This is a genomic window from Limnohabitans sp. 2KL-51, from assembly GCF_003063645.1.
Classification (GTDB): domain Bacteria; phylum Pseudomonadota; class Gammaproteobacteria; order Burkholderiales; family Burkholderiaceae_C; genus Limnohabitans_A.
On sequence record NZ_NESJ01000012.1, the window covers coordinates 151,486 to 174,837 of the forward strand.

Genomic DNA, 23,352 nt, shown 5'->3' on the forward strand with positions numbered 1-23,352 from the left:
AAAGTTGATTGCGCTTTTTAACCAGGAGCCAGGCTTTGGTTTTTTCATCGTGTTAAAGCCCTGTCTCAACACCTGATTAACGACGCTCGACCCGTTTCAACGCAGGATCAATAGGTTGGTTTTTCAGGGTTGAAAACGAGCGAGTGATTGGAAGCCGCCGGCATTTCATCTGTGTGCGGCTTGAAACTTGAATGGCTCAAGCTGTCTTTAGCACTCAGGCCGTTCGCTTCAAGGCCAGCATGGTGAAGTCGTCGTCCAGCACCTCGGTCCCTGTGAATTCGGCGACCTGGCGGCGCACGCCGTCAATTACAGCTTGCAAGGGCAGATCGGCGGCCTGACCCAGCAGGTGTCGGCAGCGCACTTCCGAAAACTCCTCGTCCTCAGTGTTCTGCGCTTCGGTGACACCGTCGGTATAGCAGCACAGGACGTCGTTGATGCCCAGCGCCCGTGTCATGCGCAGAAATCTGGCGCCTGGGAACGCACCGATCAATGGACCTTTTGGTATTGGCAGGTCCTCGACCTGCCCGCCAGACAGCAGGATGGGTGGGCAATGCCCCCCATTTGAATAGTCCAGTTGCCAGGTCTCGATGTCGAGGAAACCACAGAACATCGTGAGGAACAGATTGGTGTCGTTGTTGACGCACAAGCGTTCGTTCAATTCCTTGAGCAGCACGTCAGGCTCATTGCAGTTCGTCGCCAATATGCGCAGCAGTCCGACGGCTCGCGCCATGAAGAGGGCCGACGCGATGCCGTGACCCGACACATCACCGATGCAAAAAAATAGCTGATGCTCGCGCACGAAGAAGGCATCAAACAGGTCTCCACCGACGTGCGATGCAGGCTCCATAAAACCGCAAACCTCAACGTCCTGGCGGCCTGCAAACATCGGGCCCTGGGCTGGCAGCATGCTGCTCTGAAGTTGACGTGCCAGCGAGAGTTCCTTGCGTAAATGCTTGAGCTCGATTTGTTCTGCCTGCGCCTTAAGCGCCTGTGCGGTGGTGCGGCGCACGCGCTCGCTGAGCAAGCCCATGAAGCTCGCTGCCACGCCGGGCAGTGTCATCAGTTGGTTCCAGAAGATGTCCTGAGGGATCTTCAGTACGCGCGCCGCCGTCTGGGCCAGCACCGACCCGGACGTCGGCTTGCCGTCAATGGCCGACAGTTCGCCCACGCACTCGCCCACGGCGATGGAAATTGTCGCCTCGGCACTCATTTTTGCGTCCAGATGGACGACCATGGAGCCGGACAGGGGAATGTAAACGTTATGGTTGATTTCACCGGCCTTGAACAGGACGGTGCCCGCTGGCAATTGCAATACTTCACAACCACCTATCGCCGCGAGGATCAGACTCGCATCGGTCCTGTGAAACAGCGCAATGCCCGCGAGATCGCTTGCCAAGGTGGCGACAGTCCTCGTGTCCATCAATTGTTCGGGCTCCAGCGCACGGTGAAGCACAAGTGGTTTCGCCCAGCGCTACGGCGATAGCTCAATCGATCGGAAAAACTGCGCAGCATGACCAGGCCCAATCCACCGGGCTCGGCCTCCGCCAAGCTCGATGGTCGGGTTCTTTCCACGGCGCTGGAGGCGTCAAAGGCGCTGCCGGCGTCAGATATCGTCACGCTTGCCTCACAGACTTGGTCTTCACAGGCTGTGTCCAGGCAGATTTGAATGGGCTCTGGTTCGTGCTTGCCGTGGCTGGTAATGTTGGCCAGCGCTTCGTTCAGACAGAGGTCCAGTCGCTGGATCTCTGATTCGGGTACACCCGCCACGGCACCCGACTCGGAGAGCCACCGCGAAGCCTGCCGAAAATGCTGCTCGCTGCCCGCGATGGTCAATTCGGCAACCGGATGGCGCGTGCTGCTCGGCATCGCGACACTCAGGCCAATGCGGCCTGATCTGCCTCAGCGGCATTGGCAAACATGGGGATCAGCGCATCGATACCGGTGACCTCCAGTGTCTTGGCCACGAGAACGTTATCGCCGACGAGCAGCACCACGCGTCCGCCACGCTGCTGCTGCGCCTTGGCATTCGTGATCAGTTCACGAATGCCAATGGACGCCAGGAAGCTCACCGCAGTCAGATCCACCACCACGCGCCGCGCAACCGCAGAAGCCAGATTGGTGAACTTGATGGAGATGGACTCCGTGCCGGCAATGTCGAGTCGACCCGACAGTTTGATCCGGCGCAAGCCGTCGTTGAGGTCTTCAAATTCAATGGACATATGGCTTCGATCTGTAGAAAAGTATGCCGGCCGGATGGCAACCACCGGTCAGTTTAAGCACTGTCAATGAAAGTTTTGTGACAAACTCAAACACTTGATGGTAGTGCGACGATTTCCTCATCAAATGGCGTGGTGTTCTTGGCTTGGAAGCGGTGTTTCTTCCCGAAAATTCCAAGAACGGATAGGGATTTCAACCGCATGAGGCCAAGTATCGCACGCTGGAATCCATATGCGCAGGTTCTGAATCGACCCCGCCTCGGCCTGCGCCGCGGGTGGTTGTGTCGGGGCTGCGGCTGCTGTTTGGCGCAGCGTTATACCAGCTCTGCACCCTCTTTGCGTAGCGTAGCCTATCCAAGGCAAGGGTGGATAGGCACAATACCGCAGCAGGCGCTCCAGGGCGGCACGGTCGAGCACTGGCCCGTCACGCTGCATGAAGTAACGCAGTCATGATCGGCAAGGTGCGCCGCCGTCTCAGCCACTGATCTCGCGACCAATATTGCCGAGCCGCAGACAGCAAAAAGCCCGAACCGTTGTCAGTTCGGGCTCTCTGTTCTGGTTGCAGGTGGGTTTACTTCCGCGCAGGCGGCACGTCGGTACAACTCCCATGCGCCACCTCCGCCGCCATGCCGATGCTTTCGCCCAGCGTGGGGTGTGGGTGAATGGTTTTGCCAATGTCCACAGCGTCTGCGCCCATCTCGATGGCCAGAGCGATTTCGCCAATCATGTCGCCCGCGTGCGTGCCCACCATGCCGCCGCCCAAGATCTTGCCGTGGCCGTGGGCTTCGGGGCTGTCGTCAAACAGCAGTTTGGTCACGCCTTCGTCGCGGCCATTGGCAATGGCGCGGCCTGATGCTGTCCAAGGGAACAAGCCCTTTTTCACCTTGATACCTTGCGCTTTGGCCTGGTCTTCGGTCAGGCCCACCCAGGCCACTTCGGGGTCGGTGTAGGCCACGCTGGGGATGACGCGTGCGTTGAACGCCGAGGACCTGAGTTGTTGGGCCTACTCTTCGTTGCCTTGCATCAGTTCGCCCGCAATCACTTCAGCCGCCACGTGGGCTTCGTGCACCGCTTTGTGCGCCAACATGGGCTGGCCCACGATGTCGCCAATGGCGAAGATGTGCGGCACGTTGGTGCGCATTTGAATGTCGACGTTGATGAAGCCACGCTCGGTCACCGCCAGTGGATAGGAAATTCAACCGCACGAGCTTAAATATAGCACCACCTGGGGGTCACCACGCCACTGAGCCAGGTCGTTTCGAGCCATCTATGAGGGCCCGCAAGCCGAGACTGTCCGACATGCCTCCCTTATCAGCATTGCCAGCCGCAGCCCTGCCCCGCAGCGTTGGCCAAACCGCTGTTGCCTTCCCTCACCAACTGACGCGCTGATCGGCCTCGAAGTCCGGTGCCACTAGGGCCACATCGTCCCAATCTGACGCGACGTCGACACCCTCGCCTATCTGCGCCTCGCACCCGTCCCACAGCGGCGGCCCGCGTGCGGGTGTGATGCGCGGCGGCTCTGTCTCCACCCCGATGTGTTCCAAGATGTGCCGGATGTCGGCGCTGTGCGTGATGAAGGCGATGATGCGCATCTGACCGCCACAGATCGGGCATACCAGAGGGAACACCTCGTAGATGCGGGCCATCAGCACCGCCCACAGATAGTGCGCCGAGCGCTTGGGTGGCACCGGCTGGGTCGGCTCGGCCTGGGTTGGGCGTGGGTTGCCTGCCCCAAGTGCGCCCTCGCCTGCATCCGTGCTGGCTGGCTCGGCCTGCACCTGTGCCAGTTGCGTAGGTTGCGCCGCTGCGCTCTGCGCCATCTCCGTGACAGCAGCCCTGTGCGGCGAATGGGGTGCCAGCACGCCAAAGTAGCGGTGGCGGTGGGTGCGCGGGGGAGGAATGAGCGCGGCAATGCGCTCGATCAACTCCAGTGGCGTGAGGTGCAGTTCTTCGCCTGTTTTACCTTTTGCACTGCGCTTGTCTCGCTGGCCGCTGCCCGGCTCACTGTGCTGTTTGGCGCAGCGGTAGAGCCTGAACTCGCTGGCGCTGACCGAAGCCTGCGCGGCGCGCAGCGTGCTCGTCGAGCCCGGCGACATCTTCTTCAGGAAATCATCGGTGGCAACGCAGTGCTACCTGCGCCTGGGCTACGCCGCCATACCCGGCAACCTGATCGATGCCGGCGTCCAGGAGCTGGCACGGGCGTACACAGCGCTGAGGGCCCACTAGCGGGTGGCATGCTTGCACGTCAGACCTTTGACCTCATGCGCGCGCCCCCAGCGCTGACCGGTCGTCTGGAAGTGAAGTTCTGGTCGCTGTTATTGGCAATGAAACCCCATTAACAATGCGATAGGAGGAGCAATGAGTGCGGACAAACTTACCTTGCGACAACCAGGCCACCGCTGGTGTAACTGGAAAAATAGCTAGCACAGGCCTCTGAAAACGCGCGAATAGCTCGGCGTGATGGGCCTGGGATGGTCCCCAAACAAAGCGTCAGGCCAGACGCCTCGCCGGAAATCGGTAGGCAGACCAAGTCATCGCCTGCGTAGCTTCGTTGAATGTGGGGGCGCATGTTCAAGACTGCACAGCCCAAACCGCATCCGACCAAAGATCGAACCATCTCGGTAGACGTTGCAGTCGCAACCACATTCAACGTTTGGCCCGCTCGTTCCAGCAGCTCGCGGTAATAGGTTGTGACAACCGGACGGTTCAGAATGACAAGGGGCTCTGCTGCGACCTCGAGTAATGTCACGCTTTCTCGTTGCGCAAAGGGATGTGTGGCAGCGCAAAGGCAATAGATTGGTGCATGGATCAGGCGGGTCACCTCGATTTGAGGCACCGGATCGTCGGCGACAAACAGAATGACGTCATAGGCTCCTTGAAGCAAACCGGCCTGGGTCTCGGGGTTGCCACACTCGTCAAGTGCCACTTTCAGGGTTGGGTTGGCAGATATCAGCGGTTCAAGGACTTGCGGCAAAAAAGCGGGGGCGATGGGGGCATAGTAGCCAATCCTCAGCAGTCCACTGAGCCCGGAGCGCAGCTCAACACTTCTGGCGACCATTGCCTCATAGCGCTCCAAAAGGTCTTCGATCCTTTGCAGAACATCGCGTCCGGCTGTAGTGGGCGAAATGCCCTTTGACCGTGCGCGCGTCACCAAGGTCAAACCAAAGGCGGCTTCCGCCTGGTCCAACGCGACCCCTACGGCAGAAGCTGCAACATGCAACTCTTCCGCAGCCGCCGTAATGCTGCCTAGGCGCATGGCAGCGCGCACATAGCGCATGGCGCGAAGCGACAGGTCCATCGCGAATCCTCGGAAATTTAGAGGTTTATGATCTCATAATACTGCTTTTCTATGTTTGTCACCCATGTCAAGATAAAAAATCAACCAATAGAAGACATGATGATCACCGATTCCGAAGACCACCAACCCTCGTTGCCAGGCTGGAACTACACCACAAAGGTGCCCTTGGCGGTATCGCCATTGTTTCAGTGGCCTCTGCAACCCATTGCGATCTTGCGCTGGATTTGGGGCAGTTGGTTTTTCATCTCTGAACGGCTGATCATCGTCGGCATCGCCTTTGCGACCCTCATCTGGACCCAGCCCTCGCTGGAGGTCGCGAAGCACCTTGAGCTAGGCTGGGTCGCGCAGATCTGGCTGCGCAACATCCTGCTGCTGACGGTGGTTGCGGGCGGTCTGCACGTCTATTTCTATCGCTGGAACGCTCAGGGCAAGCACCTGAAGTTTGATCCCCGGCCCCTGATGGTGAAAGGCAAGCAGTTCACCCTGGGCGGACAGATTCGCGACAACGTTTTCTGGTCCTTGGCAAGCGGTGTAACGGTATGGACCTGCTATGAGGTTTTGATGTTCTGGGCGATGGCAAATGGCTGGGCGCCGGTGCTGACATGGAACGAAAACCCGGTTTGGTTTGTATTACTGTTCCTGCTCGTGCCGCTGTGGGAAAGTTTCTATTTCTACTGGATACATCGCGCCCTACACTGGCCACCACTCTACAAACGCGTGCATTCACTGCATCACAGAAATATCAACGTCGGTCCCTGGTCTGGCAATTCTATGCATCCGGTCGAGCATATTATTTACTACGGCTCGGCGCTGATTCACTTCATCGTGCCCGCCAACCCGATCCATATCCTCTATCACCTGCAATACTACGTGCTGACAGCCGCAACGACCCATACCGGATTTGAGGGGCTGGTGGTGAAAGGCCGCAGGCGACTGAAGCTTGGGACGTTTCACCACCAGATGCACCACCGTTACTTTGAATGTAACTATGGCGGACTGGAAGTTCCGTGGGACAAGCTTTTCGGGTCATTCCACGACGGCACGATCGAGTCGAGCGAGCGAATTAAAGAAAGTCGCAAACGGATGATCATGGAGTCGTAACGATGGCAGCGCTAACGGTTCGCGACCTACGCGCGTTGAAGGGAGTTCGCCAGATCTGCTTTGTGCAGATCACATCCGAGGAGCAGGCGTTGGCTGCCGCGCAAGCCGGGATGGACATGATAGGGACGGCGTTTCGTCCGGAAAACCGACACCTTCCCAAGGCCGTTCCTGAAACCCACTTTCAATTCGGCCTCCAATGGGGCGACCATGCTTGCTCTACCGAGGCGCTTCGCGCGGCAATGCAAGCAATGCAATATGGCACACAGTCGATCTACTGTGCCATGAGCCCACAAGTTGTCGAAGTGCTGGCGCGAGAGGGTGTGCCTGTTATCGCTCACGTTGGCCTGGTTCCACCTAAGGCTACCTGGACGGGTGGCTTTCGTGCCGTGGGCAAGACAAAAGAACAAGCGCTAATGCTTTGGCAAGAGGTCCGCGATTTCGAGAGCGCCGGTGCTTTCGCCGTCGAGATGGAAGTCATCCCAGCAAACCTGGCGGCTTATATAACCCGACGCTCAAGCCTGCTTACCATTTCGCTTGGATCAGGCGCTGGTTGTGATGTGCAATATTTGTTTTCGGCAGATATTTTGGGTGAAAATCGTGGCCACTTTCCTCGACACGCAAAAGCCTATCGGGATTTTGCAGGCGAGCGCGACAGGCTGCAGTCCGAACGCGTTGCGGCCTATCGTGAATACATCGCTGACATTCAAAAAGGGGCATTCCCTGAGACCCGCCACTTGGTTGCGATGAAGGATGATGAATTTGATGAATTTAAGGCAGCGTTAGAAAAGCTCGCTTGAAAAACTCGACGCAGCCTGAGCAGGCCAATCCCTGCAGACCGGTGGTGAGATTGGCTGTGAGTTACATGAACCAGCATGGCTCCACCAGAAGTTGGTTGGTCAGGAAGAAGGGTTGCGGCGGCACCGGTGAGGCCCCTGACCCTCCCGCCTTGCGGGACAGCCCGCAGATGCTTCAATTCCCCGCATGTCCTTCGCCCCAACCCGCCTGCACCGCCGCACCCTGCTGCTGAGCGCAGCCGCCGCCGTGGCCGCGCCCCACGTGGTGCGGGCTGCCGGCAACGCCACGCCCTTGCCCCCCATGACCGAAGGGCCGTTCTATCCGCAACCAGCCTGGCGTGCACGCGGGCCGTTTGCGGGTGACTGGGACACCGACCTGACCCGCGTGACGCGCGGCGGGCGTGAGCGCGTGGCCGAAGGCGAGCCGCTGGGCCTGGAACTGCAAGTGCGCGACACGCGCGGCCGCGCGCTGGACGGCGCCGTGGTGGAGATCTGGCAATGCGACAACTGGGGCCGCTACCGGCACCCGCGCGACGGCGCCCAGCCGGCCGAGGTGGACGAAGGCTTCCAGGGCTACGGCGAAGCGCGCGCCGGCGCCCAGGGCACGGTGGCTTTCCGCACCATCCGCCCCGCTCCGTATGCCGGCCGCACCCCGCACATCCACCTGAAAGTTCGCCATGCGAGCTTCGGCGAGATCACCTGTGGTGGATAGGAAATTCAACCGCACGAGCTTAAATATAGCACCACCTGGGGGTCACCACGCCACTGAGCCAGGTCGTTTCGAGCCATCTATGAGGGCCCGCAAGCCGAGACTGTCCGACATGCCTCCCTTATCAGCATTGCCAGCCGCAGCCCTGCCCCGCAGCGTTGGCCAAACCGCTGTTGCCTTCCCTCACCAACTGACGCGCTGATCGGCCTCGAAGTCCGGTGCCACTAGGGCCACATCGTCCCAATCTGACGCGACGTCGACACCCTCGCCTATCTGCGCCTCGCACCCGTCCCACAGCGGCGGCCCGCGTGCGGGTGTGATGCGCGGCGGCTCTGTCTCCACCCCGATGTGTTCCAAGATGTGCCGGATGTCGGCGCTGTGCGTGATGAAGGCGATGATGCGCATCTGACCGCCACAGATCGGGCATACCAGAGGGAACACCTCGTAGATGCGGGCCATCAGCACCGCCCACAGATAGTGCGCCGAGCGCTTGGGTGGCACCGGCTGGGTCGGCTCGGCCTGGGTTGGGCGTGGGTTGCCTGCCCCAAGTGCGCCCTCGCCTGCATCCGTGCTGGCTGGCTCGGCCTGCACCTGTGCCAGTTGCGTAGGTTGCGCCGCTGCGCTCTGCGCCATCTCCGTGACAGCAGCCCTGTGCGGCGAATGGGGTGCCAGCACGCCAAAGTAGCGGTGGCGGTGGGTGCGCGGGGGAGGAATGAGCGCGGCAATGCGCTCGATCAACTCCAGTGGCGTGAGGTGCAGTTCTTCGCCTGTTTTACCTTTTGCACTGCGCTTGTCTCGCTGGCCGCTGCCCGGCTCACTGTGCTGTTTGGCGCAGCGGTAGACCAACTCGCCGCCCGCTTTGCGCAGCCGCTCCATCGCAAACGGCGGGCGCGCGCAGTACCTCAGCAGCCGCTCCAGGCCCGCGCGGTCGTGCGCTGCTATGCAAACGCTGGTGTCTACCGAGAAACCGCTGTGGCGGTAGGCCAGCATTTATTTAGCCTCGAAATCCTCCAGCAGTCCCCTTGCGACGAAGGCGCGCAGGATGCGTTTGCGCAAGGTGGCCTGCACCTGGGCCACGGCATCCGCATCCACCCCCGTGGCCGGGTGGAAGATGACGCCCGGCGCACAGGCTTGGGCACGGGCTTGAGCGTCAACACCGCCCTCGCCCGCCACTTCCTCAAACACGCCATCGACCACGCAAACGTGAAAGTGCACATGCTCGTTCAGGCTGGAGCCGAAGCGGTGAATGAAGGCGACTGCGCCGATGTGCAGCGCAACCTTGACCACGCTCGCCGCACCAGGACAGTTGACAAATAGGCTTTGCGCAATGACCCGCAGGAAGATACTTAGCACCATGCCCAGCACCGCGCTGTCGCGCTGCATTAAATACCGCAACCGCTTGGGCACTGACAACACCCACTGGCGCACCGGCAGGCGCGGGAAGACGTGGTCGGTAAGGTGTGCCGCCGTTTCGGCCATGCGCCGCGTGTTGCACGAAGGGCAGAAACCCCTGCCTTTGCAGGAGAAGGCTACCAGGAAGTCATGCCCACTGTCACCACAGCGTGCGCGGGCAAAGCCATGCGCGAAGATGCCGCATTCCAGATACTTCTCGAACGCTTGGCGCACATATGGCTTGGGGCTGTGGTGGTCGCCCTGCCCGTCAAACTGACCCGCGCTGGCCAGATCAAGCCAGGTCTCGTGGTGCTCGGCCACCGTTTGGTAGAACAGCGTGCGTTCGGGGTGGCGCGGGTTGTAGAGCTTGGGTTTGGATGTGGTCGGCATGAATACTGTGCAAATACACAGTATTCTGCGGCGATTGTTTGGGCGCGCAAAGCACAAAGCCCAAACCGTTGCCGGTTCGGGCTTTGTTTGGGGTGCTTGCTGGCCGGCTTACTTCTTCGCTGGCGGCACGTCGGTACAACTCCCATGCGCCACCTCCGCCGCCATGCCGATGCTTTCGCCCAGCGTGGGGTGTGGGTGGATGGTTTTGCCGATGTCCACGGCGTCTGCGCCCATCTCGATGGCCAGAGCGATCTCGCCAATCATGTCGCCTGCATGTGTGCCGACCATGCCACCGCCCAAGATCTTGCCGTGGCCGTGGGCTTCGGGGCTGTCGTCAAACAGCAGTTTGGTCACGCCTTCGTCGCGGCCATTGGCAATGGCACGGCCTGATGCTGTCCAAGGGAACAAGCCCTTTTTCACCTTGATGCCTTGGGCTTTGGCCTGGTCTTCGGTCAGGCCCACCCAGGCCACTTCGGGGTCGGTGTAGGCGACGCTTGGGATGACGCGTGCGTTGAACGCCGCCGCAGCAAGTTCTTTGTTACCTTGTAGTTCGCCCGCAATGACTTCGGCCGCCACGTGGGCTTCGTGCACCGCCTTGTGCGCCAACATGGGCTGGCCCACGATGTCGCCAATCGCAAAGATGTGCGGCACGTTGGTGCGCATCTGGATGTCGACGTTGATGAAGCCGCGCTCCGTCACTGCCACGCCAGCTTTGTCAGCGGCGAGTTTTTTGCCGTTGGGCGTGCGGCCCACGGCTTGCAGCACCAGGTCGTACACCTGCGGTGCGGGGGCGGTGCCACCGGGCTCGGCGCTCTCGAACGTGACTTCAATGCCTTCGGGCAAGGCGCGTGCCGACACGGTCTTGGTCTTGAGCATGATGTTGTCAAAGCGCTTGGCGTTCATCTTTTGCCAGATCTTGACCAGGTCGCGGTCGGCGCCTTGCATCAGGCCGTCCATCATTTCCACCACATCGAGGCGTGCGCCCAGCGTGCTGTAAACCGTGCCCATTTCCAAACCGATGATGCCGCCGCCCAAAATCAACATGCGCTTGGGCACTTCTTTGAGTTCCAAAGCACCGGTGCTGTCGACCACGCGTGGATCGTTCGGCATGAAAGGCAAACGCACGGCTTGCGAACCTGCAGCGATGATGGCCTTCTTAAAGACAATCACTTTTTTGCTGCCGTTTTGTTCTTGTGCAGTGCCGGTGGTCTCCGACACTTCGAGGTGATTCGCACCCAAGAATTGGCCCAAGCCGCGCACGGTAGTCACCTTGCGCATCTTGGCCATGGCAGCCAGGCCGCCAGTGAGTTTGCCAATGACTTTTTCTTTGTGACCGCGCAGCTTGTCGATGTTGACCACCGGTTTGCCAAAGTCAACACCGAGGTCGGCCATGTGGCTGACTTCGTCCATGACGGCCGCGACGTGCAGCAGCGCTTTGGAGGGGATGCAACCCACGTTCAAACACACGCCACCCAAAGTGGCGTAGCGCTCAACGATGACCACGTTCAAGCCGAGGTCAGCAGCACGGAACGCAGCCGAGTAACCGCCAGGGCCACCACCCAAGACGAGCACATCGCACTCGATGTCGGCAGAGCCGCCGAAGCCCGAAACCACGGGGGCTGCAACGGTTGGGGCTGCAGCTGGGGCTTGTGGGCTGGATTGCCGCGCTTCGCTCGCAATGACGGGTGCGGGGGCAGCAGCCGGGGCCGCAGCAGCGCCCTCGCCTTCCAGCACCAACACCACCGAGCCTTGTTTGACCTTGTCGCCAATCTTGACCTTGAGTTCCTTGACCACGCCGCCGTGGCTGCAAGGAATTTCCATGGAGGCTTTGTCGCTCTCCACGGTGATCAGACTTTGGTCAGATTTGACGGTGTCGCCCACCTTGACCATCAACTCGATCACGGTGACTTCGTCGAAGTCGCCAATGTCGGGGACTTGAATATCTATGAGTGCCATGTTCTTCTCAAGAGGTTGGGGGCCGAGCAAAGCTGCGCTTGGGTCCGCCCCCAAGGATTAGAGTAATACCCGACGGAAGTCGCTGAGGATTTGACCCAGGAACGCGTTGAAGCGTGCCGCTGCGGCGCCATCGATGACGCGGTGGTCCCACGTCAAAGACAAAGGCAGCATCAGGCGGGGTACAAATTGCTTGCCGTCCCAGACGGGTTCCATGGTGCTCTTGCACACGCCCAAAATGGCTACTTCGGGCGCGTTGATGATGGGCGTGAAGTACTTGCCACCAATACCGCCGAGGCTGGAGATGGTGAAGGTCGCGCCGGTCATTTCTGCGGGGCCAAGTTTGCCTTCTCGCGCCTTCTTGGCCAATTCGCCCATTTCTTGGCTGATTTGCAGCACGCCTTTTTTGTCGCAATCGCGGATCACGGGAACCATCAAACCGTTGGGTGTGTCGGCTGCAAAGCCGATGTGCCAGTAGTTTTTGTAGACGATGGCATCGCCGTCGAGCGAGCTGTTGAACTCGGGGTATTTCTTGAGCGCGGCCACGCAGGCCTTGATCAGGAAAGCCAGCATGGTGACCTTAACGCTTGCGTTAATTCCAGATTTCGCCGCCTTTTCGTTCTCTAGGTTGGTAGAGACGCGGAAAGCTTCGAGGTCGGTGATGTCGGCATCGTCGTGGTTGGTGACGGCCGGAATCATGATGGCGTTGCGGAGCAGATTGGCACCGCTGATCTTCTTGATGCGGCCCATTTCCTTGCGCTCAATAGGGCCGAACTTGGCAAAGTCGACCTTGGGCCAGGGAATCAGGCCCAAAGCTGCGCCGCCACCGCCAGAAGCCGCTGGGGCTTTGGCCGCTTGCGCCTTGGTTTGGGCAGCACCCGACATGACGGCCTGGGTGAAGGCTTGCACATCGGCCTCGGTGATCCGGCCTTTGAGGCCAGAGCCTTTGACTTCTGCGAGAGGCACACCCAGCTCGCGGGCGAACTTGCGCACCGATGGCGACGCGTGTGGCAAACCCGCGGTGCTTCCACCCGGGGCGTGGGCAGGCGCTGCCACGGCAGCGGCGGCTGATGCCACAGGGGCTGGCGAGGCAGCGGGTGCCGCAGCCACAGCCGCTGCTGGTGCAGCAGCAACCGCTGCCGCCACAGGCGCAGCAACCGCCACGGTGCCTTCCAGAATGGCCAACAGGTCACCGATGTTGACCGTATCACCCACTTTGACTTTGAGCTCTTTGAGCACGCCAGCGTGTGAGGACGGGATTTCCATCGAGGCCTTGTCGGACTCTACGGTGATCAGCGATTGCTCGGCCTTGATGGTGTCGCCAGGCTTGACCATGACTTCGATGACAGCCACGTCTTTGAAGTCGCCAATGTTGGGCACATGCACTTGCACAGGTCCTGATGCAGCAGGCGCTGCGGCAACCACGGGTGCAGCCAAAGGCGCAGGGGATGCAGCGGCGACAGGCGCGGCAGCTGGTGCCGCTGCAGCGCCAGCAGCTTCCACCACCAGCACAACCGAGCCTTGTTTGACCTTGTCACCCAGCGCCACGCGCATTTCTTTGACGACGCCAGCCGTGCTCGACGGGATTTCCATCGAGGCCTTGTCCGACTCCACCGTGATCAGCGATTGCTCGGCCTTCACGGTGTCACCCACTTTGACCATCAACTCAATGACCGTCACTTCATCGAAATCCCCGATGTCCGGGACTTGAACTTCTACCAATGCCATGTTCGTCTCCAGTTTTTATGCGTACAAGGGGTTGATCTTGTCGGTTTTAATGCCGTACTTTTTGATCGCCTCAGCCACTTGGCTGACGGGCACTGCGCCGTCTTCGCTCAACGCTTTGAGGGCGGCAACCACGATGTAGTGGCGGTTGACCTCGAAGTGCTCGCGCAACTTGCTTCGGAAATCAGAGCGGCCAAAGCCGTCGGTGCCCAGCACTTTGTAGGTGCGGTCTTTCGGAATGAAAGGACGGATCTGCTCGGCATAGGCCTTCATGTAGTCGGTAGAAGCAACCACGGGGCCGCTGTGAGCTGCCAGCTGTTGGCCAACGTAAGAAACACGAGGTGTTTCCATCGGGTGCAGCATGTTGTGACGCTCAGCGTCTTGGCCGTCGCGGGTCAGTTCGTTGAAGCTTGGGCAGCTCCACACGTCGGCCTGGATGCCCCAGTCGGTCGCCAGCAAGGTTTGGGCGGCAATCGATTCGCGCAGGATGGTGCCCGAACCCAGCAATTGCACGCGTTTTTCGCCCGCGCCGGAGGTGCCACTTGAAGCCACACCGGGCTTGCACAAATACATGCCCTTGATGATTTGCTCTTCGGTGCCGGGTGTGAGGCCAGGCATGGCGTAGTTTTCGTTCAGCAGGGTGATGTAATAAAACACGTTGTCTTGCTTCTCGACCATGCGCTTCAAGCCATGGTGCAGGATGACGCCGACTTCGTGTGCAAAGGTGGGGTCATACGACACGCAGTTGGGGATGGTGTTGGCCATGATGTGGCTGTGACCGTCTTCGTGCTGCAAGCCTTCACCGTTCAAAGTGGTGCGGCCCGATGTGCCGCCCAGCAAGAAGCCACGCGCCTGCATGTCGCCCGCCGCCCAGGCCAAATCGCCAATGCGCTGGAAGCCGAACATCGAGTAATACACGTAGAACGGCACCATGATGCGGTTGCTGGTGGAGTAGCTGGTGGCCGCAGCAATCCAGCTCGACATGCCGCCGGCTTCGTTGATGCCTTCTTGCAAGATTTGACCGGCCTTGTCTTCCTTGTAGTACATAACCTGGTCTTTGTCGACCGGGGTGTACTGCTGGCCTGCGGGGTTGTAAATACCGATCTGGCGGAACAGGCCCTCCATACCGAAGGTGCGGGCCTCGTCCACCAAAATAGGCACCACGCGCGGGCCTAGGGCCTGGTCGCGCAGCAGTTGCGTCAAGAAGCGCACATACGCTTGGGTCGTGGAGATTTCACGGCCTGCGGCAGTGGGCTCCATGACGGACTTGAATGTATCGAGTGACGGGACTGTGAAACTCTCATCGCTGTGGGTGCGGCGATGGGGCAAGTAGCCGCCCAGGGCCTTGCGGCGCTCGTGCAGATACTTCATTTCCGGGGTGTCGTCCGCAGGCTTGTAAAACGGAATCTTGGACAACTCGCTGTCAGGCACCGGGATGTTGAAACGGTCACGGAAGGCTTTGATGTCCTCGTCCGACAGCTTCTTGGTCTGGTGCACGTTGTTCTTGCCCTCGCCGGCTTTGCCCATGCCAAAACCTTTGACGGTCTTGATCAACAGCACGGTCGGCTGGCCTGTGTGATTCACAGCTTTGTGGAAAGCGGCATAGACCTTTTTGGAGTCATGTCCGCCGCGGCGAAGATCAAAGATTTCTTCGTCAGACATCTTGGAGACCATTTCCAGGGTGCGTGGATCGCGACCAAAGAAATGTTTGCGCACATAGGCGCCGTCATTGGCTTTCATGGCCTGGTAGTCGCCGTCCAGCGTGTCCATCATGATTTTCTTGAGCGCACCCTCTTTGTCGCGGGCCAGCAAAGGGTCCCAACCCGAGCCCCACAGCAGCTTGATGACATTCCAGCCCGAGCCTCGGAACTCGCCTTCAAGCTCTTGCACGATCTTGCCGTTGCCTCGCACCGGGCCGTCCAAGCGCTGCAAATTGCAGTTGACCACGAAGACCAGGTTGTCGAGGTTCTCACGGGCAGCCAAACCGATGGCGCCCAAAGATTCGACCTCGTCCATTTCGCCGTCGCCGCAGAACACCCAGACCTTGCGGTTTTCGGTGTTGGCAATGCCACGGGCGTGCAGGTACTTCAAAAAGCGCGCTTGGTAAATCGCCATCAAAGGTCCCAAGCCCATGGACACCGTGGGGAACTGCCAAAACTCGGGCATCAGCTTGGGGTGCGGGTAGCTGGACAAACCCTTGCCGTCGACCTCTTGGCGGAAGTTGAGCAACTGCTCTTCGGTCAAGCGGCCTTCAAGGTAGGCGCGGGCATAGACGCCAGGCGATACGTGGCCTTGGATGTAGAGGCAATCACCACCGTGTTCTTTGCCAGGCTCGGCGCTCTCAGCGTGCCAGAAATGGTTGAAACCCGCACCAAACAAACTGGCCAAAGAGGCAAACGAGCCAATGTGGCCACCCAAATCACCGCCGTCTTCGGGATTGTGGCGGTTGGCCTTGACGACCATGGCCATGGCGTTCCAGCGCATGTAGGCGCGCAGGCGCTCTTCGATTTCAAGGTTGCCGGGCGAGCGCTCCTCTTCTTGCGGCTCAATGGTATTGACGTAGCCCGTGGTGGCCGAAAACGGCAAATCGATGCTGTGCTGGCGGGCTTCTTCCAGCAACTCCTCTAGCAAAAAGTGCGCGCGCGCGGGACCCGCTTTTTCAATCACGGCGGACAGGGCGTCCATCCATTCACGCGTCTCCTGGGCGTCCTGGTCACGGCCCGATTGTTCTGGTGTTGCCGCTGTCATGTTTGTCTCCTGAAATGGGTGTCTAGGTTAAATAATGCCTGAATTTTCCCACGATTCCGAAATAATTTCAAATAGTGCATACATGTTTTGCATTATGAAATTATTGTAGGAGACCACCCCGTGGGCGATGGGCGTGGCACACGCCCTGCAAACCATCGCCCACAGGGTGGGCTCCCACAGAAACAACATCAGCACATGAATGACAAACACAAAAGCTGCGCAGACATTTCAGCATCTCCGGGCCAGCTCTTTAGCCTTGTCCTCTAAACTCAAGCCATGGAATTGAACAAAGCAGCTTCGGTCGTGACCAAAGTCGGGCCATGGGCCTGGTGGCTGTCGTGGTGGCGCAGACAGTCGCCGAATCGGCAGGACCGTTTCGCCAACTTGGCCCCCGTGGCTGCGGTGGTGCTTTTTTTGGCAGCCATTGCCAGCGCGTTTTGGTATTTGAGGGTCGAAGAAATTGCGCGGGAACAAGAAGCCATCAAACGCGACGTGGAATACGCCCAACAGCGCCTGCGCCTGCGCTTGCTGGAGAGGCAAGAGCAAGTCATGCGCCTCGCGCGGGATGTGTCCAACAAGGAAATCCGCACCGATCAATTTTTGTTGCGCGCCGAGGCCCTGGTGCAGCAATACCCAGAATTTTTGTCATTGACCTGGATTGATGACCGCCGCCGCATCGTGGCCAACCAAAGCATTTCCAGCATCTCACCCAGTCAGCAACTGCGCGCGGGTACGGTGCTGAAAATTGGGGAAACCGAAAGCCATTTCAGTCTGGCTCGCGACCTGATGCAGCCCATTTATGGTCAGCTCGATGCCGAGGCCGACCGCGACACCCAAATGTCGGTGCTGCAGCTGCACACCCCCCTGACCAGCGACCAAGGGCGATTCAGCGGGGTGATCCTGGCCGAATACAGCATGGAAGGTCTGCTGCGCTACGGCATACCAACAGAGGTGCTGGCCAAGTACGCAGTGGCCCTGCAGGACGGCAGCAGCCGTTTATTGGCCGGTCAGGTCATTCCCGAACGCATAGCCATGTGGTGGTTGCTGCCGGGCAGCGACAGGCGCAACAACGATTACGAGGTCCCTGTCTCCCCAGTGGGTAACGACTTGGTCCTTCGAGCGCAGGCTTGGCGCACCTCTCAAGGCTTGGTGGGCAGCGGTCTATTTTGGCTGGTCAACGTGCTCAGCGGGATGACCGCTTGGATGCTGATCGGCAATTGGCGTCACACCCGCAGACGACTGCAGGCGCAAAAAGCCCTGGTGGCCGAGACCAATTTCCGCCGCGCCATGGAGAACTCCATGCTCACAGGCATGCGCGCCTTGGACTTGCGGGGCCGCATCACCTACGTCAACCCCGCCTTTTGCCAGATGACGGGCTGGAACGAGGCCGATTTGGTCGGTGCTGTGGCGCCCTTTCCTTATTGGCCCGACCAAGACCGCGAGTTGCTCATGAAGCGGCTGGAAGAAGAAATCAGTGGCCAGCACTCGGCAGGTGGTTTTCAAGTGCGCGTCAAACGCAAAAACGGCCAGTTGTTTGATTCACGCATGTACGTTTCACCCCTGATCGATGCCACGGGCAAACAAACCGGCTGGATGACTTCGATGACCGACATCACCGAGCCCAACCGGATTCGCGAGCAACTGGCCAGCTCGCACGAGCGCTTCACCATCGTGCTCGAAGCCCTCGACGCATCGGTCTCGGTGGCCCCGCTGGGCAGCCAAGAATTGCTCTTTGCCAACAAACTCTACCGGCTTTGGTTTGGACAGAACACCGAAGGCCATTTGCGCCTGGTTCAGGAGGCGGGTGCCTACAGCGGCGAGCAAGCATCCGAAGATGTCGATGACTTGGCGGGATTGCCCACCGAAAGCCTGACGGTTGCCTCCCCAGGCAACGCAGAGATATTTTTGCCCGATCTGGGCAAGTGGCTGGAAGTGCGCTCGCGCTACATCAACTGGGCCGACGGTCGTCTGGCGCAAATGGTGATCGCCAGCGACATCACGCCGCGCCGCCAGGCCGAAGAGTTGGCCGAGCAACAAGCTGAACGCGCCCAGAACGCCAGCCGTCTGATCACCATGGGCGAGATGGCGTCCAGCGTGGCGCACGAGCTGAACCAGCCGCTGACGGCGATCAGCAATTACTGCAGCGGCATGATTTCACGCATCAAAACACAGCAAGTCAATGAAGAAGACCTGTTGGCGGCCCTGGACAAAACGGCCCGTCAGGCCCAGCGTGCGGGGCAAATCATTTTGCGCATCCGCAGTTTTGTAAAACGCAGCGAGCCCAACCGCACGCTGTCCGACGTTTCGGCCATGGTCAACGAATCGCTGGAGCTGGCCGAAATCGAGATGCGCCGGCGCAACGTGCGCCTGACCCACCATGTGGCCGCCCGCCTGCCCCAGCTGATGGTGGACCCGATCTTGATTGAGCAGGTGCTGATTAACCTCATGAAGAACGCGGCCGAATCCATCGACAGCGCCCAGCGCCCCTCAGGGCAGCGCCAGGTCGAATTGCGCATCGTGCCCAAACAACTTGGCCAGCAATCGGTGGTCGAGTTCTCGGTAAGTGACACCGGGCAGGGCTTGCCCGTCGAAGACACCGAGCGGGTCTACGAGGCGTTTTTCTCGACCAAAGTGGAGGGCATGGGCATTGGCCTGAATTTATGCCGAAGCATCATCGAATCTCACCAGGGCAGGATCACTTCAGAGAACCTCTACAATTCGGCCGAAGTGACAGGATGTCGATTTTCCTTCTGGATACCGGTAGAAACCGACTGATCACACAACAAACCACTGGGGTAAACGAATGAGTTTGATACCGAAAAAAGGCACGGTTTATGTTGTCGATGACGACGAAGCAGTGCGTGATTCCTTGCAGTGGTTGCTCGAAGGCAAGGATTACCGGGTGCGTTGTTTTGACAGTGCCGAGTCTTTTATCAGCCGATACGACCCGCGTGAAGTGGCCTGCCTCATCGCCGACATCCGCATGGGTGGCATGACCGGACTGGAATTGCAAGACCGTCTGATCGAGCGCAAATCCCCATTGCCCATCGTGTTCATCACTGGCCATGGCGACGTGCCCATGGCGGTAACGACCATGAAAAAAGGCGCAATGGACTTCATCCAGAAACCTTTCAAGGAACAAGAATTGCTGGGCCTGGTCGAGCGCATGCTGGACGAAGCCCGCGAGGCGTTTGCAGGCTTCCAACAAGCCGCCAGCCGCGATGCCCTGCTGTCCAAACTGACAGGTCGCGAAGCCCAGGTGCTCGAACGGATCGTCGCAGGCCGATTGAACAAGCAGATCGCCGACGATCTGGGCATCAGCATCAAGACGGTTGAAGCGCACCGCGCCAACATCATGGAAAAGCTCAATGCCAACACCGTGGCCGATTTGCTCAAGATCGCGCTGGGGCAAAACGCACCCAAGGCCTGATCCATCCACACCCGACTGAAACGCCCGCACCCGCCGGGCGTTTTGCATTTTTCCTCTGACCCTTTGATACCTCACACATGACCGCCCAATTGATTGACGGCAACCAGCTCTCCAAACAACTGCGCACCGAAGTCACCGCCCGTGCCCAAGCCCTCAAAGTCAAGGGCGTGACGCCAGGTCTGGCCGTGGTGCTGGTGGGTGACAACCCGGCCAGCCAGGTTTATGTGCGCAACAAGGTCAAGGCCTGCGAAGACAGCGGCCTGCACTCGGTGCTGGAGAAGTACGAAGCAACCCTGACCGAAGCCGACCTGCTGGCCCGCGTCGAAGCGCTCAACAATGACCCCAGCATCCACGGCATCCTGGTGCAACTGCCTTTGCCCGCACACATCGACGCACAAAAGGTGATCGAAGCCATCAGCCCCGCCAAAGACGTGGACGGCTTTCACATCGCGAGCGCCGGGGCCTTGATGACCGGCATGCCTGGTTTTTGGCCTTGCACACCCTATGGCTGCATGAAGATGCTCGACAGCATTGCCTACGACCTGCGCGGCAAACACGCTGTGGTCATTGGCCGCAGCAACATTGTGGGTAAACCCATGGCGCTGATGCTTTTGCAAAAGAACGCCACAGTGACGATTTGCCACAGCGCCACCCCCGACCTGAAGGCCATGACACTGCAAGCCGACGTGATCGTGGCCGCCGTGGGCAAGCGCAATGTGCTCACAGCCGACATGGTCAAGCCTGGCGCGGTGGTGCTGGACGTGGGCATGAACCGCAACGCCGAAGGCAAGCTCTGCGGCGACGTGGACTTTGAAGGCGTGAAACAAGTCGCCAGCCACATCACCCCGGTGCCCGGCGGCGTCGGCCCCATGACCATCACCATGCTGCTGGTCAACACCCTTGAAGCAGCCGAACGCGCCTCCAAGTGAGCTGTCATGCAAGGCTTGAATACCTCTCTGTCATCCCGGGCATTTTTTCTGTCATCCAAGGCATTTTTTCTGTCATCCCGGTCTTGACCCGGGAACCATCTCCCCCTCATCCTTGACCGACCACCCTAGGACCCCCCATGACCAACCCCTTGCTCAACGCCACCGGCCTGCCCCTTTTTGACCGCATCGCCCCCGAGCATGTGGCTCCGGCCCTGGACGAACTGCTGGCCGTCGCAGAAAAAGCCCTGGACACCGTCACCGCCGCCGACTTTCCGTCCGACTGGAAAGCCATTGCCCAGACCCTGGACGTGAGCACAGAGCGGCTGGGCATGGCCTGGGGTGCGGTCAGTCACCTCAACAGCGTGGCCGACACCCCCGAATTGCGCGCCGCCTACAACGCCGCCCTGCCCCGCGTGACCGAGTTCTGGACGCGCCTGGGCAGCGACGAGCGCCTGTACGCCAAATACAAAGACATTGACGCCGCCAGCCTCAATACCGAGCAAACGCAAGCCCGCAAAAATGCCCTGCGCGGTTTTGTCTTGGGCGGTGCCGAACTGCAAGGTGCGGCCAAAGAACGCTACGCCGCCATCCAGGAACGGCTGGCCGAGATCACGCAAAAGTTCAGCGAAAACACGCTGGACGCGACCGACAAATTTGCGCTTTACGTGAGCGCAGAGCAACTCCAAGGCGTGCCCGCCGACGTGGTGCAGGCCACCCGCGACGCCGCCCAAAAAGAAGGCCAAGAAGGCCACCGCCTGTCGCTCAAAATGCCGGTGTATCTGCCCGTGATGCAGTTCGCCGACAGCGGCGCACTGCGCGAGCAACTCTACAAAGCCCACGTCACCCGCGCCTCGGATCAAGCTCCCGAAGCCACCCAACATTTCGACAACACCCCCTTGATGAAAGAAATCCTGGCCCTGCGACAGGAAGAAGCCCTCCTGCTGGGTTTTGACAACTACGCCCAGGTGTCGGTCGTGCCCAAGATGGCCGAGTCACCCGAAAAAGTCATCAGTTTCTTGCGTGACTTAGCAGCCAAAGCCCGCCCCTTTGCCGAAAAAGACCTGGCCGACCTGCGCGAATTTGCAGCCAACACCCTGGGCATCACTGGCCCGCTGAACGCCTGGGACGTGCCTTACCTGAGCGAAAAACTGAAGGAAGCGCGCTACAGTTTCAGCGAGCAAGAGGTCAAGCAATACTTCACCGCCCCCAAAGTGCTGGCCGGGCTGTTCAAGATCATTGAAACCCTGTTCGAAGTGAACATCCGCGCCGACCAAGCCCCGGTCTGGCACCCCGCCGTGGGCTTTTACCGCATCGAACGCGAAGGCCAACTGGTGGGCCAGTTCTACCTTGACCCCCCAGCCCGCGCCGGCAAGCGCGGCGGCGCCTGGATGGACGACGTGCGTGGCCGCTGGCAGCGCCCCGATACGGGCATTCTGCAAACGCCCGTGGCGCACCTGGTGTGCAACTTCGCCGAAGGCGTGAACGGCCAGCCCGCTTTGCTGACGCACGACGACGTGATCACCCTCTTCCACGAATTCGGCCACGGACTGCACCACATGCTGACGCAAGTGAACGAGCGCGATGTCTCGGGCATCAGCGGTGTGGAATGGGATGCGGTTGAGCTGCCCAGCCAATTCATGGAAAACTTCTGCTGGGAATGGTCGGTGCTGCGCCACATGACGGCACATGTGGAAACCAGCGAGCCCCTGCCGCGTGCGCTGTTTGACAAGATGCTGGCCGCCAAAAACTTTCAAAGCGGCTTGCAAACCCTGCGTCAGATCGAGTTTTCTCTGTTCGACATGCTGGTTCACTCTGAGCACGACCCGGTGCAAGACTTCATGCCCCTTCTCAGCCAAGTGCGTGACGAAGTGGCTGTGATGCGCCCGCCCGCCTTCAACCGCATGGCCCACACCTTCAGCCACATCTTTGCAGGCGGATACGCCGCCGGTTATTACAGCTACAAGTGGGCCGAAGTGCTGAGCGCCGACGCTTACGCCGCCTTTGAAGAAACCGCCGCAGCCGACGGCACGCCCAGCGTGGAAACCGGACGTCTGTACCGCCAAGCCATTCTGGAAGCGGGCGGTAGCCGCCCGGCGCTGGAATCGTTCAAAGCCTTCCGGGGCCGCGAGCCCAGCTTAGACGCCTTGCTGCGGCATCAGGGCATGGTCGCCGGGTGATGGCCAGTAACTCAGCGTGATGCAGAGCTTGGAGTCTGGCTTCGTGACAAACGCGAGGCTCAGTGCTTCAAAAGACCTTAAAACTGTTGCGGAATTATGATGATCTGATCAATAAACTGCTAAAATTTCTGTTAATTTCTATAAAAATAATAATTAAAAAAGATCTAACGCCTCGATGCTACCGAGATGGTCTCACACGCACACAGATTCATGGCCTTATCAAATGTTTTTTAAACTGCGTGTACTCTGACTAAAAAATGTTGATGAGATCGCTACGTTTGGTATCACAGCCCCTCCGCCCTGCGATCACACCCTTCGAAAACAAAAAATTATTTGAAAATTACCATGACCTTTTTAAGTACATCAGTAGTGTCCGGTTAAACCGGGTTAATTTGTAGAGAAAGCCAATACTGGCGTGGCCTAGCGGTCAATTTTATTTGGTGCCGATTTGAAACTCGTTTTCCCATTCCTGTGTAATTTCCAAGGCTCA

14 protein-coding genes and 3 pseudogenes are annotated in these 23,352 nt (G+C 59.5%); 7 read left to right on the forward strand and 10 right to left on the reverse strand.

What is annotated here, in order from left to right; all coding sequences use genetic code 11:
• Window positions 1-214 precede the first annotated feature (214 nt).
• The 6 genes and pseudogenes from B9Z49_RS14060 to B9Z49_RS14085 all read right to left on the reverse strand — a co-directional run bounded on the left by B9Z49_RS14060 (window position 215) and on the right by B9Z49_RS14085 (window position 5,514).
• Window positions 215-1,396, reverse strand: coding sequence for a PP2C family protein-serine/threonine phosphatase (locus B9Z49_RS14060; RefSeq protein WP_158273505.1), 1,182 nt, complete (start codon window positions 1,394-1,396; stop codon window positions 215-217).
• Between the two features lie 23 nt (window positions 1,397-1,419).
• Window positions 1,420-1,866, reverse strand: coding sequence for an ATP-binding protein (locus B9Z49_RS14065; protein WP_108354059.1), 447 nt, complete (start codon window positions 1,864-1,866; stop codon window positions 1,420-1,422).
• 8 nt (window positions 1,867-1,874) lie between these two features.
• Window positions 1,875-2,219, reverse strand: coding sequence for an STAS domain-containing protein (locus B9Z49_RS14070; RefSeq protein WP_108354060.1), 345 nt, complete (start codon window positions 2,217-2,219; stop codon window positions 1,875-1,877).
• Window positions 2,220-2,787: 568 nt separating this feature from the next.
• Window positions 2,788-3,399, reverse strand: a pseudogene (locus B9Z49_RS14075) (FAD-dependent oxidoreductase); the annotation flags it as partial.
• Between the two features lie 187 nt (window positions 3,400-3,586).
• Window positions 3,587-4,246 (reverse strand): annotated as a pseudogene (locus tag B9Z49_RS14080) (transposase); the annotation flags it as partial.
• A gap of 344 nt (window positions 4,247-4,590) precedes the next feature.
• Window positions 4,591-5,514 carry a LysR family transcriptional regulator gene (locus B9Z49_RS14085; RefSeq protein ID WP_108354061.1) on the reverse strand — a complete coding sequence of 308 codons (924 nt, stop codon included), beginning with the start codon at window positions 5,512-5,514 and terminating at the stop codon, window positions 4,591-4,593.
• A gap of 99 nt (window positions 5,515-5,613) precedes the next feature.
• Between B9Z49_RS14085 and B9Z49_RS14090 the strand changes: the two genes are divergently transcribed.
• From B9Z49_RS14090 to B9Z49_RS14100, 3 genes are all read left to right on the forward strand, one after another.
• Complete coding sequence (locus tag B9Z49_RS14090) at window positions 5,614-6,615, forward strand: sterol desaturase family protein (protein ID WP_108354086.1); 1,002 nt, start codon at window positions 5,614-5,616, stop codon at window positions 6,613-6,615.
• A 2-nt stretch (window positions 6,616-6,617) separates the two neighbouring features.
• Window positions 6,618-7,412, forward strand: coding sequence for a 3-methyl-2-oxobutanoate hydroxymethyltransferase (locus tag B9Z49_RS14095; RefSeq protein ID WP_108354062.1), 795 nt, complete (start codon window positions 6,618-6,620; stop codon window positions 7,410-7,412).
• Window positions 7,413-7,596: 184 nt separating this feature from the next.
• Entirely contained in the window at window positions 7,597-8,121 is a 525-nt protein-coding gene (locus B9Z49_RS14100; RefSeq protein ID WP_233254634.1) for an intradiol ring-cleavage dioxygenase, read from the forward strand.
• Between the two features lie 180 nt (window positions 8,122-8,301).
• On the opposite strand, the pseudogene B9Z49_RS14105 reads toward B9Z49_RS14100, so the two are convergent.
• The 4 genes and pseudogenes from B9Z49_RS14105 to aceE all read right to left on the reverse strand — a co-directional run bounded on the left by B9Z49_RS14105 (window position 8,302) and on the right by aceE (window position 16,326).
• Window positions 8,302-9,900 (reverse strand): annotated as a pseudogene (locus B9Z49_RS14105) (IS91 family transposase).
• Window positions 9,901-10,008: 108 nt separating this feature from the next.
• Window positions 10,009-11,856, reverse strand: a complete 1,848-nt coding sequence (gene lpdA, locus B9Z49_RS14110; RefSeq protein WP_108354063.1) for a dihydrolipoyl dehydrogenase — start codon at window positions 11,854-11,856, stop codon at window positions 10,009-10,011.
• Between the two features lie 57 nt (window positions 11,857-11,913).
• Window positions 11,914-13,581, reverse strand: a complete 1,668-nt coding sequence (gene aceF / locus B9Z49_RS14115) for a dihydrolipoyllysine-residue acetyltransferase (RefSeq protein ID WP_108354064.1) — start codon at window positions 13,579-13,581, stop codon at window positions 11,914-11,916.
• 15 nt (window positions 13,582-13,596) lie between these two features.
• On the reverse strand, window positions 13,597-16,326 hold the full coding sequence (gene aceE, locus B9Z49_RS14120; RefSeq protein WP_108354065.1) for a pyruvate dehydrogenase (acetyl-transferring), homodimeric type: 2,730 nt from the start codon (window positions 16,324-16,326) through the stop codon (window positions 13,597-13,599).
• Between the two features lie 276 nt (window positions 16,327-16,602).
• Between aceE and B9Z49_RS14125 the strand changes: the two genes are divergently transcribed.
• From B9Z49_RS14125 to B9Z49_RS14140, 4 genes are all read left to right on the forward strand, one after another.
• The gene (locus B9Z49_RS14125; protein WP_108354066.1) at window positions 16,603-19,101 is read left to right on the forward strand and encodes a PAS domain S-box protein; all 2,499 of its coding nucleotides are present in this window, start codon (window positions 16,603-16,605) and stop codon (window positions 19,099-19,101) included.
• Between the two features lie 28 nt (window positions 19,102-19,129).
• Window positions 19,130-19,756: a response regulator transcription factor gene (locus B9Z49_RS14130; protein WP_108354067.1), complete on the forward strand. Its 627-nt coding sequence runs from the start codon at window positions 19,130-19,132 to the stop codon at window positions 19,754-19,756.
• 77 nt (window positions 19,757-19,833) lie between these two features.
• Window positions 19,834-20,685: a bifunctional methylenetetrahydrofolate dehydrogenase/methenyltetrahydrofolate cyclohydrolase FolD gene (folD, locus tag B9Z49_RS14135; RefSeq protein WP_108354068.1), complete on the forward strand. Its 852-nt coding sequence runs from the start codon at window positions 19,834-19,836 to the stop codon at window positions 20,683-20,685.
• A 137-nt stretch (window positions 20,686-20,822) separates the two neighbouring features.
• Window positions 20,823-22,862, forward strand: coding sequence for a M3 family metallopeptidase (locus B9Z49_RS14140; RefSeq protein WP_108354069.1), 2,040 nt, complete (start codon window positions 20,823-20,825; stop codon window positions 22,860-22,862).
• Window positions 22,863-23,352: the final 490 nt, after the last annotated feature.